At 57.3% G+C, this 11,898-nt stretch carries 10 protein-coding genes; 3 read left to right on the top strand and 7 right to left on the bottom strand.

What is annotated here, in order from left to right; translation table 11 throughout:
* Window positions 1–87: 87 nt before the first annotated feature.
* The 6 genes from M2361_RS04915 to M2361_RS04940 all read right to left on the bottom strand — a co-directional run bounded on the left by M2361_RS04915 (window position 88) and on the right by M2361_RS04940 (window position 4,973).
* Window positions 88–855 (bottom strand): HpcH/HpaI aldolase/citrate lyase family protein, encoded by a 768-nt coding sequence (locus tag M2361_RS04915; RefSeq protein WP_259246553.1) that lies wholly within the window; start codon window positions 853–855, stop codon window positions 88–90.
* A 10-nt stretch (window positions 856–865) separates the two neighbouring features.
* Entirely contained in the window at window positions 866–1,648 is a 783-nt protein-coding gene (gene hpaH / locus M2361_RS04920) for a 2-oxo-hept-4-ene-1,7-dioate hydratase (protein ID WP_054425394.1), read from the bottom strand.
* A gap of 13 nt (window positions 1,649–1,661) precedes the next feature.
* Window positions 1,662–2,531, bottom strand: coding sequence for a fumarylacetoacetate hydrolase family protein (locus M2361_RS04925; protein WP_259246561.1), 870 nt, complete (start codon window positions 2,529–2,531; stop codon window positions 1,662–1,664).
* Window positions 2,528–3,442, bottom strand: coding sequence for an amidohydrolase (locus M2361_RS04930; protein ID WP_259249241.1), 915 nt, complete (start codon window positions 3,440–3,442; stop codon window positions 2,528–2,530). Before M2361_RS04930 ends, M2361_RS04925 begins: the two co-directional genes overlap by 4 nt.
* Before the next feature lie 45 nt (window positions 3,443–3,487).
* Window positions 3,488–3,868, bottom strand: a complete 381-nt coding sequence (locus M2361_RS04935) for a RidA family protein (protein WP_100856148.1) — start codon at window positions 3,866–3,868, stop codon at window positions 3,488–3,490.
* Between the two features lie 136 nt (window positions 3,869–4,004).
* Window positions 4,005–4,973, bottom strand: coding sequence for a tripartite tricarboxylate transporter substrate binding protein (locus M2361_RS04940; protein WP_259246564.1), 969 nt, complete (start codon window positions 4,971–4,973; stop codon window positions 4,005–4,007).
* 248 nt (window positions 4,974–5,221) lie between these two features.
* On the opposite strand from M2361_RS04940, the gene M2361_RS04945 reads away from it, so the two are divergent.
* The 3 genes from M2361_RS04945 to M2361_RS04955 all read left to right on the top strand — a co-directional run bounded on the left by M2361_RS04945 (window position 5,222) and on the right by M2361_RS04955 (window position 8,793).
* On the top strand, window positions 5,222–5,854 hold the full coding sequence (locus M2361_RS04945) for a flavin reductase family protein (RefSeq protein ID WP_259246566.1): 633 nt from the start codon (window positions 5,222–5,224) through the stop codon (window positions 5,852–5,854).
* Window positions 5,851–6,648 carry an IclR family transcriptional regulator gene (locus M2361_RS04950; protein ID WP_259246568.1) on the top strand — a complete coding sequence of 266 codons (798 nt, stop codon included), beginning with the start codon at window positions 5,851–5,853 and terminating at the stop codon, window positions 6,646–6,648. The genes M2361_RS04945 and M2361_RS04950 overlap by 4 nt, the downstream gene beginning before the upstream one ends.
* A 243-nt stretch (window positions 6,649–6,891) precedes the next feature.
* A complete protein-coding gene (locus M2361_RS04955) occupies window positions 6,892–8,793 on the top strand; it encodes a retron Ec67 family RNA-directed DNA polymerase/endonuclease (RefSeq protein WP_259246570.1) in 1,902 nt (633 codons plus the stop codon).
* A gap of 628 nt (window positions 8,794–9,421) precedes the next feature.
* On the opposite strand, the gene M2361_RS04960 is transcribed toward M2361_RS04955, so the two are convergent.
* Window positions 9,422–11,530 carry a restriction endonuclease gene (locus M2361_RS04960; protein ID WP_259246571.1) on the bottom strand — a complete coding sequence of 703 codons (2,109 nt, stop codon included), beginning with the start codon at window positions 11,528–11,530 and terminating at the stop codon, window positions 9,422–9,424.
* Window positions 11,531–11,898 lie beyond the last annotated feature (368 nt).

The raw sequence follows: 11,898 nt of genomic DNA on the forward strand, positions 1-11,898 counted from the left end.
CATGCCGAGATCCGGGAGTAACAAACGTGGCGCTATTTCCGTGGCATAAGCCACGACCGCCGCGCGTCTAGCGTCTAGCGAAAGCCGTCAAACCTGTGCGAACCGCGCCGCCAACTGATCGCAATACCGCACCAAGATCGCCGCGTCCACGCCCACTGCCGTAAACAAACTGCCCGCCTCGATATACCGCCGCGCCAACGTCTCATCCCCCGTCAATACCCCCGGCGCCTTGCCCGCCGCGCGTATGCGCTTGATGGCGCTTTCCACCTCGGCCACCACCTTGGGATGCTGTGGCTCGCCCGGATAGCCCAGGCTGGCGGCCAGATCCGCGGGGCCTATAAACACCCCATCGACCCCATCCACCGCAATCATGGCGTCCAGATTCTCCAGCGCCTCGCCCGTTTCGGCCTGCACCAGCAAACACAATTCTTCTTCGCAGCGGCGCATATAGTCCGCCACGCGCCCATACCGCGTCGCGCGCATCGTGCCGCTGACGCCCCGCACGCCACGCGGCGCATAGCGCATGCCAGCCACCGCGCTTTGCGCCTCATCCGCGTTCTGCACATACGGCAGCAGCAAGGTCTGCGCGCCGATATCCAGATACTGCTTGATCTGCACCTTGTCATTCCAAGACGGCCGCACCACCGGATGGCTGTTGTACGCGCCGGCCGCCTGCAACTGCGCCATCACGGTTGGCAGCACCACGGGCGTGTGCTCGGTATCCAGCAGAAGCCAATCAAAGCCGCTGGCCGCCACCAGTTCGGTACTGTTCGCATTCCCAAGCGTCACCCACAGCCCGGTTTGATGGCGCTGTTCACGCAGCGCGCGTTTAAAGGTATTGATGGGGAGTTCCATGCGCGCCGCCTTATGAGAAATGCACCGAGATGCTGCCCAGCTTGCCGTAATCGGCATGCAACGTATCGCCGCGCTTCACCGCAACGGTGCGCGTGAAAGACCCCGCCAGCACGATGTGTCCGGCTTCCAGCCCGGCGTCGTGCTGCGCAAGCTTGTTCGCCAGCCAGGCAATGCCCAGCGCGGGATGCCCCAGCACCGCGGCCGACACGCCAGACTCTTCAATCACGCCATTCTTCAACAGCAAGGCCGCGACCCAGCGCAGATCAATATCCATCGGCCGCACCGGGCGGCCGCCCAGCACAATGCCGGCGCACGCAGCGTTGTCGGCAATGTTGTCCACGATGCGGCGCGGATACTTGCTGCGGCCGTCAATCAGTTCCAGCGCCGGCACCACGTAATCCGTGGCATCCAGCACGTCGAACAGGCTCACATCCGGGCCGCGCAAGGGCTTGCCCAGCACGAAAGCCAGCTCGACTTCCACGCGCGGCACGATCAGCTTGTCGGTGGGAATCGTCTGCCCATCCTGATAGAACATCGTGTCCAGCAAATGGCCATAGTCGGGCTCGTCAATGCCCACGGTACTTTGCATGGCCTTGGACGTCAGGCCGATCTTGTGGCCGCGCAGCTTGGCGCCGTCAGCAATCTTCTGGTCGATATTGCGTTGCTGGATGGCATACGCATCCGCAATCTCAATACCGGGAAACGCCTGATCCAACTGCGTGGTGGGCACGCCGCTGCGCTCGGCTTCAAGCAGCAGGCTGGCCGCGCGGGCGCGGTCTTCGTCGTTAAGCATGGAAGGCTCCTGATCAGTGCGCGGCGACTTCGTCGGCCACGGGGTTGGACAACACGCCGATGCCGGCCACTTCGACTTCGACCACGTCGCCCGGCTTCAAGAAGCGCGGCGGCGTGAAGCGCACGCCCGCGCCGATGGGCGTGCCGGTGGAGATCACATCGCCGGGTTGCAGCGTGGTCCAGATCGAGATGTAGCGGATCAGTTCCGCGAACGGAAACATCAGGTTGTCGGTAGCGTCTTGCTGGCGCAGTTCGCCGTTCACGCGCGTGGTCACCGTTAACGGCGCGGCGGGATCGAACTCATCGGCTGTCACCATCCACGGCCCCATCGAGCCGCTGGCGTCAAAGTTCTTGCCCTGTGTCACGTTGAACTTGCCGTGCTTGATCCAGTCGCGTACCGTACCTTCGTTCAGGCAGGTCAGGCCCGCGATGTGGCTCCAGGCGTCTTCGGCCGCAATGCGGCGGCCGGCCTTGCCGATGATGATGGCGATCTCGCCTTCGTAATCCAGTTGTTCGGATTCCGGTGGGCGCAGCAAGGATTCGCCATGGCCCACGAACGAACCCGGAAAGCGCGGGAACACGCTGGGGTAGGCGGGCGGTGCGCTGCCGTCTTTATATTCCTCGTTGCGCTTGCCGTAGTTCACGCCTACGCAGATGATCTTTTCTGGAGAAGGAATCGGCGGCAACAGCCGCACTTCGTTAAGTTTGTGCGTGGCGGGATGCGAGTCCGCCAATTTGGCCAGCGCGGGCAGGGCATCGGCTTCCAGCGCAGCGCGCAGGCTGTCATAACCATGGCCATGTCCATCCAAGGCAACGATCTGGTCCTGGCCGCGCAGCGCGCCAAAGTGCGTGCGGCCTTCATGCGTATAAGTCAGCAGTTTCATTCGTCGAATCCAAACAAGCGAGCGGGGTTGTCCACCAGGATTTTCTTAAGCGTCGCGGCGTCGCCCGCATAGCGCGCCAACTGGTCCACCAACTGGCCCTCGTCGGGCGTGGGCTTGGTGGACACGGGATGCGGCCAGTCGCTGCCCCACACCACGCGGTCGGGGTTGGCGGCGATCAGCGCTTGCGCAAGCGGCGTCACGTCGTCCCAAGGGGGGCCGCTGCGTGAGATTTTTTCCGTCAACGACAACATCACCCAGAAGTTGCCGCGACGTAGCAAGGACTCCAACAACTGCCGAGTCGGATCTGCTGCGCCCGCAGTGGGATCGGCACGCCCCATGTGATCCAGCAGCACCGGAATATCCAGCCGATCAAACTGCGCCGCCTGCGCCATCATGCCGTCGGGCTCCGGCTGAAACTTGGCGTACCAACCCAGTTCACGAATGCGCGCAATGGCGCGGTCGAACACGGCGGGCGCCATGCTGATGCCCAAGCCCTGACGCGTGAACCGCGCCCCGCGCACGCCCGCATCGTGCAGCTTCTGAATGTAGGCGTCGTCACGCTCGGCCAGCACCACCGCGTTCGCGCAACCGCGGTACGACGGGCCGGCGGCGGCCAGGCCGTCCAGCACCACCTGATGGTCCGCGCCATAGGTGGTGGCCTGCACGATCACGCCGCGCTCGATACCCAGCAGGCGATGCAGGCCCAGCGCGGTCTCGATGGTGGCGCTGGGCATCTCGTACGCCGCGCCGGGGCGCACCGGGTAGCGGTCAGCAGGGCCGAATACGTGAAACTGGCTATCGCAGGCGTTAGGCGGCAGCCGGGTGGTGGGCGCAGTGGGGCGGGGATTGAAGGGTTGGTACTGCGAGGGTTGGTATTGCGGCGCTTGGTCCTGCGCCGCTTGATTCTGCATGGCTTGATTCTGCGAACTTTGGCTTTGAGTCATCGTCTGTCTCCCTTACCCGATCACGGCCACAAAGTCGCATTCGATCAGCTTGTCGCCATCCAGATCGGCCTGCATCGTGTGCCGCGCCGGGCGGTTCTCCGCATCCGGAAACGCTTGCAACCACACCGCATTCAGCGCCGCGCGCTGGCTGCGGTCGCGCATCCACACCGTCATCTTCGCGATGTGATCCAGCGTGCCGCCGCCCGCTTCCACAATGCGCCGCACGTGGTCGAACATCAGTTCGCACTGGCGTTCCAACGTCGCGCCATACGCGCCCGTGGCGGGGTCGGTGCCCTGGATGCTGCCCGAATACAGCATGGGCCCAATCCGGCACGCGGCCGGAATGGGATTCTTGTGGCTGAAGCCTTCGGCGTAGATGCTGCGTCTGCTCATGGCGGGTTCCGTGTGGAAAGAAGAGGGTGGGGCGGCATCGCGGCCATGACCAGGCAAGGTCGCGATGCGTTCGGTTGTCAGGGCGAAGCTGCTGGCGGGTCAGGCCAGGCGGTGGTCTGGCGGCTGCGGTCTGGCCTTAGTTCGCCGTGATGCCCGCACGCTTGATGATCGGCGTCCAGCGCGCGTCTTCCGAAGCCAGATAGCGCGTGAATTCCTCGGGCGTACTACCGCGCGCCTCGGCACCCAGGTCATCAAAACGCTGAATGATCGTCGGCTGCGCCAGGATCTTGGTCAGCGCCTCGCTCAACTGTTTCAGCACATCCGGCGGCGTGCCCTTCGGCGCAAGCAGCCCCGTAAACGTGGCCGCCTCCATGCCCTGCACACCCGCTTCCGCAAACGTCGGCACGTCCGGCATCGACGGCACGCGCTTGGCCGTCGTCACCGCCAAGGCGCGCAAGCGGCCTTCCTTCACATACGGCAGCGCCACCGAAATCTGATCAAAGTTGAAATCCACCTGGCCGCCCAACAGATCGGTTGTGGCCGGCGCGTTGCCCTTGTACTGCGCCGTCGTCCAACGCGCGCCCGTCAACGACTGCAACAGCTCGCTGACCAGATGATTCGTGGTCCCCGCACCCGGAGACGCCATGTTCAGCTTGCCCGGCTCTTTCTTCGCCAGCGCCAGCAATTCCGCCAGCGTCTTCGCCGGCACGCTCGGCTTCACCTGCAACACCAGCGGCGTGTACGACACCGAACTGATCGGCGCAAAGTCCCGATCCCACTTGTACGCATCCCGCTTGAAAATCAGCGGCGAGAACAGCAGCGGCCCGTTCGCCGCCATGAACAAGGTGTAGCCATCGGGCTCGGACCGCGCCACCTGCTCACCGGCAATCATGCCGCCCGCACCCGGCTTGTTCTCGACAATAAACGGCTGCCCAAACGCCGCCTGCAAGCCCGGCGCAATCATCCGCGCCGCCACATCCACATTGCCACCCGGCGGATAGGGCACCACGATCTTCACGGGCTTCTCGGGCCACGCGGCGTGCGCCATGGAAGTCAGAACGGTCAGCGCCACCGTGGCGCAGGCGCGAAGGGTATTGCGATTCATGGTTTGTCTCCTGGTCGTGTCATCACGTTTTGTTTGTTGTGTTTGACGACACTCTAGAAATTCCCGCGCCGCTGAACAATCCGAATTTCAAGAAAAGTTCCGGATGTTGGACTCTTTTGGCAGGTTGCTTTGCGGGCGGCTTCTGGCATGACCGCGTTTCGCCGCAGAATTACCCTGGGCGCCTATTGCGCGCGCGGTTTTATTCATTGTTGAATGTTCAATATCCGGACTACGGAGCCAGACCCACCATGCACTTTCCCGCCAGCGACCTGAACCCCGAACAAACCTACCGCCTGATGAGCGGCATCGTCGTGCCACGGCCCATCGCCTGGATCAGCAGCGTCAACTCCCACGGCGGCGTCAACCTGGCGCCGTTCAGTTGCTACACCTTCGTCTCAAACAAACCCCCCATGATCGGCGTCAACATCGGCCGCAAAGCCGGCAAACGCAAAGACACCGCCGAGAACATCCTGGCCAACCGCCACTTTGTCGTCAACGTCGGCGACGAAACCCTGCTTGATCCCCTGCACGACAGCGCCCAAGAACACCCGCCCGAAATCAGCGAAGTCGACGTGCTGGGTTTAAGCGTGCTGCCCGGCGCCGTTATCGACACCCCCAGACTTGCCGCCGCGCCCATCAGCCTGGAATGCCGCTTTCATAGCGTCACCCCGTTTGGCGACACCGGCGCGGAGTTCTTCGTGGGCGAAGTGGTGATGTTCCATATTCGCGATGGCCTGCTGCAAGACGGCAAGATCGATACGGCATTACTACGCCCCATCTGCCGCATCGGCGGCCCCAACTACGCATCGTTAGGCCCCATCGTCACCAAGCGCGGTATTCAGCAGACGCCAAAATCCATTATCAAACCGGAGGCCGTGTGAGCGAATCCGAAGATAAAAGCGCATCCGGCGCGCAGACGGTACGCAGAGCCTTGGCGCTGCTGCGGCTGATTGCCTGCGGACAAGAGCGCGGCGTGCGGCTGGTGGATCTGGAACGCATGTCCGGCTTGAATCGGCCCACCGTGCATCGCCTGCTGAAGACGCTGGTGCAAGAGGGCGCGGTTGAACAGGATTCAGAAACGCGACGGTATTTGATCGGGCAAGAGATCAGTTTGCTGGGGCTGGCAAGGACGCGACGCTTTCCGCTGCTGACGCTGGCGGACCCGTATATGAGCGAGCTGGCCGATCAGGTGGGGGATACGGTGTTTTTGAGTATTCGACATGGGCACGATTCAATATGTATTGGGCGGCGGACGGGCAGGCATCCGATACAGGTGCTGTCGATTGAGGTGGGGGTTAGACGGCCGTTAGGCGTGGGGGTGTCGGGGGTGGCGTTGCTGGCGAGTTTGGGAAGGGAGGAGAGTGTGGAGTTGGTGCGGGGGAATGCGGCCAGGCTGGAGGTGATGGGGGAGCGGGTGGAGGATGTGATTGCACGAGTTGAGGTGGCGAGAAGGGAAGGGATTGCGCATGCGGCAATGGGGTTAATGCCGGGGACTAGTGCGGTGGCGGTGCCGGTGTTGACGGAGGGAGGGGTGGCGCTGGGCGCGATTACGGTGACGGCGATGGCGGAGAGGTTGGGGGTGGAAAGGTTTGAGATGGTGGTGGAGAGGATGAAGGCGGCGGCGGGGGGGATTGCGGGGAGGTGGGGGCGGGTTGTTAATAGCGCTGGGCTTTGACACGAAGTAGGAAATTATGGGGTGCGCTGCTCCAGCCAGGCTGCCATTGAAACCAAGCACTCCAATACGAAACTGTGTGTGTCGATTGTGCTACTATTTTTCCGCCCACCGACAGAGTTTGTGCCATGTTTCGTGGCACGTGAAACAAAATGGCCGAGGCTTTGCCCGGTTACGTTAATGTAAGCAACGCCATTAGTGGTCTCAACTGCGTAAGAGTGTCGGTGGGCTCCTATGGCTAACGCTATGACAAAACTAGAGCAACTTCGTCGAGCAACGACGCTTCGTGACCTCGCCGAACTCCTAGGAGTTACCGCGCCGGGCTTAGCATACATCCTGTACCACAAGCCGCGCGATCAGCTCTATCGTGCATTTGAAATTCCCAAGCGCAAAGGCGGCACACGCAGCATAAGCGCGCCAGCGGACGAGCTAAAAACCATACAGAAGAAGCTTTCCTGCCTGCTACAGGAATGTTGGGCGGAAATTGGCGACGGGAAAAACTCCGGGAGGCATCCGGGCCGTAAAGGCCGTGTCGCCCATGGTTTTTTACCCGGACGCTCGATCAGCACCAATGCCCGACAGCACCGTCGGAAGCGCTTTGTATTCAATGTCGATCTTGAGGACTTTTTTGGATCGATAAATTTCGGTCGAGTCTTTGGTCTCCTTCGACAAGATAATAATTTTAAACTCCAGCCCAGGGTGGCGGCAGTTATCGCGACAATCGCCTGCTTTGAAAATAAGTTGCCCCAAGGAAGTCCGTGTTCCCCAATTATTTCAAATCTGGTCGCGAGGATACTTGATGCGCGAATAGCTGGCCTCGCTGCTAAAGTCGGCGTTAACTATTCCCGCTACGCTGATGATTTGAGCTTCTCCTGCAACGGCCGAATTTTTCCCCCTGAAATTGCTAAAAAAATAGAAGGCGATGACCATTCCTGGGTGGTGGGAAAGGCATTGAATTCAGTAATTGAAAAAACTGGCTATCGCGTCAATCTGAGTAAGACCCGAATGCAATATGAAGATAGTCGGCAAGAGGTCACAGGACTAGTCGTTAATAGACGAGTCAACGTGAGGTCAGAATATCGAAGAGCGGTCAGGGCTATGGGTCATAGACTGTTTAGTACTGGTGCTTTCGATGTGCCAAAAATTGCATTGACTAAAGGCAACGATTCCCCAATGCAGTCTGTGCAAGGAACTATTCCTCAGTTGCACGGCATGATGAGCTTCGTCGCTTCGATTGATCGACTTCACCGTGAAGCCGCCTTGTCCCGCGGTGATGCAATAGAAGAGACCAGTGCAGAAAAGCTATACAGGAATTTTCTGTATTATAGGTTTTTCTATAAAAACGATGCGCCAATTATTCTCTGTGAGGGTATAACTGACAACATATATCTTAGATGTGCCATAAGGGCACTGAGGGAGAGCTATCCGTTACTCGTAAAGCCCAAGGCAGAACCCGGTGATCTGCTAATAAAGTTCTACAAGTATCGCGGCGCGGCGGTCGATACAGTCCTAAAACTAAAGGATGGCGGCGCAGGTAATTTGCAGAATTTTATGGTTGCCTATAAGAAAGCATGTCAACTGTTCTTGGGGGCGGGAAAAGAGAATCCTGTAATCGTTATCGTAGATAATGATGAAGGAGGAAGAAAGGTGATGGGAGCGGCAAAAGAGCTGTCAGGAAAAGCGTACGACGGAAGTCAGCCCTACCTACACGTATTCGGAAATCTCTACCTGATCGCAACACACCCCACGGCCGTGGTGGACGGAGGCCCAAAAAAAATGGCTCAAAAGGGGGCTCGCCCTTCAGATAGCTGCATTGAAGAGTATTTTTCTTCCGAAGTTCGGAGCACAAAACTAAACGGAAAAACTCTTACATTGAAAAATGACAGCTCGGGAGTGGCGCACTATGGAAAAATGGATTTTGCAAAACACATAGTCGAAAATCTCCGAGGGGCCGACAGTTTCAGTGGCTTCGCCCGCCTGTTAGATAGAATTAATCTCGTTGTAACCGCTCACGCATCTTCTTCGACGGAAGCGGCTGTTTCGGGAGCGGCAGCTTCTCAACTGCGTAATGGGGGCTTGGGCGCGGCTATCCCCGCAATAGGCGAAACTATTGCAGGATTTACGGAGATCGCGGAGGCTGCTGACTAATTAGTCATCGCAGAAAACTAGCATGTGTTCTAGCTAGAATTATGCCAGGTCACTATGTGATCCGGCCTTAATGTTCGTGCGGTTAATATGAGGGGCTGGTCCTGTAGTCGATTTCTTTCTTGCTCGAGGAATGTTTGATTAAACAGCTTCATAAAGCAATCACTATGTTCCCCAGCTCTATTTGAAACAATGGGCGTAAGTTGGGAGAATATCTACCTACCGCCTGTTAGTACCACACGCGAATGTCCCTCATTGGAAGGAGCAGTCGCTGCGGAGTATCGCCTTCCATCGCCATTTGTACACGTACTTGATTGGACAAGCTGAGGCCGACGAATTCGAGCGATTGCAGGGCCAGGATTTTGAAATCCCGCTGATGAAGCTATCCAACTCGCTGTCAACCATAAGCGGCTGAGTCCGGAGCATTGGAAGGCATAGTAAGTTTCACAATTGCTTAGGTGGCCAAGGCGACGATCCAGGCGCTTAGCGGATTTGTGCTTTTGCGTTCCAGTGAATACGATGGAAATGCAAACCCCGCGTCCGTGCGAACCGTCGTGCGTTTGCCCTTGGAAAAGAAGTTGTAGTCGATATTCTCAAGTCGATTTAGTTTGCGATTGAGTTTGTTTAAATGTCAGCTCCAGCGCGTGTGTCGTTCTATCAACATCGCCTCGTCGCGAATGCGAGCGAAGGGTTCGATGGCGGCCTGGATTTCTTCCCTGTCGGATGCAAGTAACCATTCGTCAGATTCGCCCAGTAGTTCCAATATGGCTCGAAATACATTGTCAGCCACAGCGCTATTGGCCACGGTCCCACCCTTTTGTACATGTTCATGGATTAGGCGAATCAAGTCCAAATGATTCTCAGCATCGCCGTGAAGCAATAGCTTCGAACAAGCGAACTTTGGATATCCCTTTCCACCTTTTGCGATTAGAGCGGCCGCTTGGTAAAGTCGAACCATTTCCTCTTGGAGGATATACGGTTCTGGCCGGGGTGGCGCATGGAAAAATCGTTGGAGCACCGTTGCCCGTTCCATGGGGCCGCCCGGTTGCTGTCCTTCCTGGCTGAGTCCACGCTGACAGAGACTCCTGACGGTAAAGTGTTCGTCCAGAAACGCGGAAAGCCTCTTCGCGCGCTTGCGAAAAATAATCTCCTGCCATCGTCCTTTGAAGCGGCGTTGATAGATACGTCGCTTTATCTCAGGAAGAAGGCTCTCTGTTAGCCACTTGAGAGCGAAGTCGCACGCCCACCAAGTCCGGGGCGAAAATTCCTGATCATGAATTAGGTTGTTTGGTTGCCATAGGAGTATGACCTCGCGGTCAAATGAGAGTCCACTTATCGGAACTGCATAAAATACTCCGTGGTAGCCTGCGTCGAAAAGCTCCGTCTTGCGATCGTGATACGGCTTTAATACTTGATTGTTCCCGTCGAACATATGCCAATGGGTCGTGCCATTCGACACATCGTGCTCTTCCGAGAATTTTCCGATCTCGTTCCAGAGTTCCACACTAATGGCGGCCAACGCAACTTTCCTCCCGGCCCATTCCACCAACGGAAAATCCCGGGCTGACCAATTGGCCTCCATATTCCGTAGGGCGCTGAGTATGGCTGTCCCGAGCATGTCTGCCACCCATGCGATTTCCCTGACTCCTTCCCTCTCAAGTGCAAACCTGCAATGTGGAAAGTCGATAAGGTACGTATCGCTATCGTGCGGCATTTCTCCAACGATGAAGCCACGATAAATTTCTTTTAGAGGCGTGTCAGTTCGCGATAGGAACGAGCGTAGAAGCCATTTATGGTCGAAGGTGAGAGTCAACCCCTTCATGTTCGCCTTGTTGAACGTGATGGCTGCGGAGCTTCGCGTAAGATCGCCTGCCGGCAGCAATGCACTGAGCGAAAACCAAGGCCCCTTGAAGTTCCAGTAGTTTCCTCCCTGATGTACCGTGCGTAGCTTCCCGTCGACGATGAGGGTCGGACTCTGTTTTTCGATTGCATATGGCAGAGCATGCGCTGCCCGGTGGGTGTCTGCGCTGGTAGGGTCGACAATAGGGTGATCGGATCCACCAAGGGCATTAACTTGGGCTGCTAGCTCGCGTGCCCAATTTCGTACGCGTTCGGTGGGATCGAAGAATGTCTTGCTCACAAGCTCATAGAAGCCAACGCGCTGCATCCAAAGATTGGCGTGATGCTCAACGCTGGCCCATGGAAAGAACTTTGTCAGAATATCTGGGTAGAGCTGGACTTTGAGTGTGAGCGTGTGTGCAGTCCACAACTCCGCTTCTATACCCGCTTGTTTCAAGCGCTCTGATTCTTTTTTCCAACGATTAACCAACGCCCGCCCGACACTCTGTTGGGCAAGAATAAGCGTAAACTTTCGAGTCCACTTCACCCAATTTCCCGCCAAAAACACTTCAATAGCTTGTGTCAAATTTGAGGGGCCGAAGTCCTTCCAGGCCTTGCATTCGAAAACACATAGTTCGTCGGGTTGATTTTCATCACGCGCAATAATGTCGATGCCGTGTTGCTCTGTTCCAGGTTGGCCTAGCCGCTTACAGCCCACCAAAGCCTGATCCTTCTTAAGAAGCCACCAGCAAAATTGTTCGAATGTCGTTGCGTCCATTCGGGAAAAGTCAAGCAGTGGCTGGCCAATAGGTGTGACGACATCGACGGGATGCACGACGGTTGCTTCGGCAAGATGCTCGGGCCATTCTTGTGGCAAGGCTTGTTGATTAGGGCTACGCATAATAGCGGTTTGGGTGATAACAGTAAGATTTCAATGCGCCATAATAGCGAAAATTCGATAAACCATTTTCCTAAATAGCCGAATAAAAAAGCGATAGCGATGATGTGGATGCGTCAGGAGGTAATTAGTCAGATTGCAATCTTGCACTAGGTTCCTGGGAAAAATATAATCCCAAGCCAACGTCTCCACGTCGCTAAGCTACTTGCCTTAGATATCGTCATTGAAGCGCTATCAAGACCTCCGGTGAAGCATAAACCATGAATAACGACGCGCGGAAGCTAAGTATCCAAGCAAGTGGACGCTATCCCGGGAAGAGATCGTCGCGAATCTACAAGAAAGTGATCTGGTAAATAATTATGCTCCTGCGT

This window comes from Achromobacter sp. JUb104, assembly GCF_024806975.1.
Lineage (GTDB): Bacteria > Pseudomonadota > Gammaproteobacteria > Burkholderiales > Burkholderiaceae_B > Achromobacter > Achromobacter spanius.

What these genes read in the sequence shown, in the direction of transcription:
- M2361_RS04915 (WP_259246553.1), bottom strand. Translation starts at nt 855, where the DNA reads ATGGAACTCCCCATCAATACCTTTAAACGCGCGCTGCGTGAACAGCGC.
- hpaH (WP_054425394.1), bottom strand. Translation starts at nt 1,648, where the DNA reads ATGCTTAACGACGAAGACCGCGCCCGCGCGGCCAGCCTGCTGCTTGAA.
- M2361_RS04925 (WP_259246561.1), bottom strand. Translation starts at nt 2,531, where the DNA reads ATGAAACTGCTGACTTATACGCATGAAGGCCGCACGCACTTTGGCGCG.
- M2361_RS04930 (WP_259249241.1), bottom strand. Translation starts at nt 3,442, where the DNA reads ATGCAGAATCAAGCGGCGCAGGACCAAGCGCCGCAATACCAACCCTCG.
- M2361_RS04935 (WP_100856148.1), bottom strand. Translation starts at nt 3,868, where the DNA reads ATGAGCAGACGCAGCATCTACGCCGAAGGCTTCAGCCACAAGAATCCC.
- M2361_RS04940 (WP_259246564.1), bottom strand. Translation starts at nt 4,973, where the DNA reads ATGAATCGCAATACCCTTCGCGCCTGCGCCACGGTGGCGCTGACCGTT.
- M2361_RS04945 (WP_259246566.1), top strand. Translation starts at nt 5,222, where the DNA reads ATGCACTTTCCCGCCAGCGACCTGAACCCCGAACAAACCTACCGCCTG.
- M2361_RS04955 (WP_259246570.1), top strand. Translation starts at nt 6,892, where the DNA reads ATGACAAAACTAGAGCAACTTCGTCGAGCAACGACGCTTCGTGACCTC.
- M2361_RS04960 (WP_259246571.1), bottom strand. Translation starts at nt 11,530, where the DNA reads ATGCGTAGCCCTAATCAACAAGCCTTGCCACAAGAATGGCCCGAGCAT.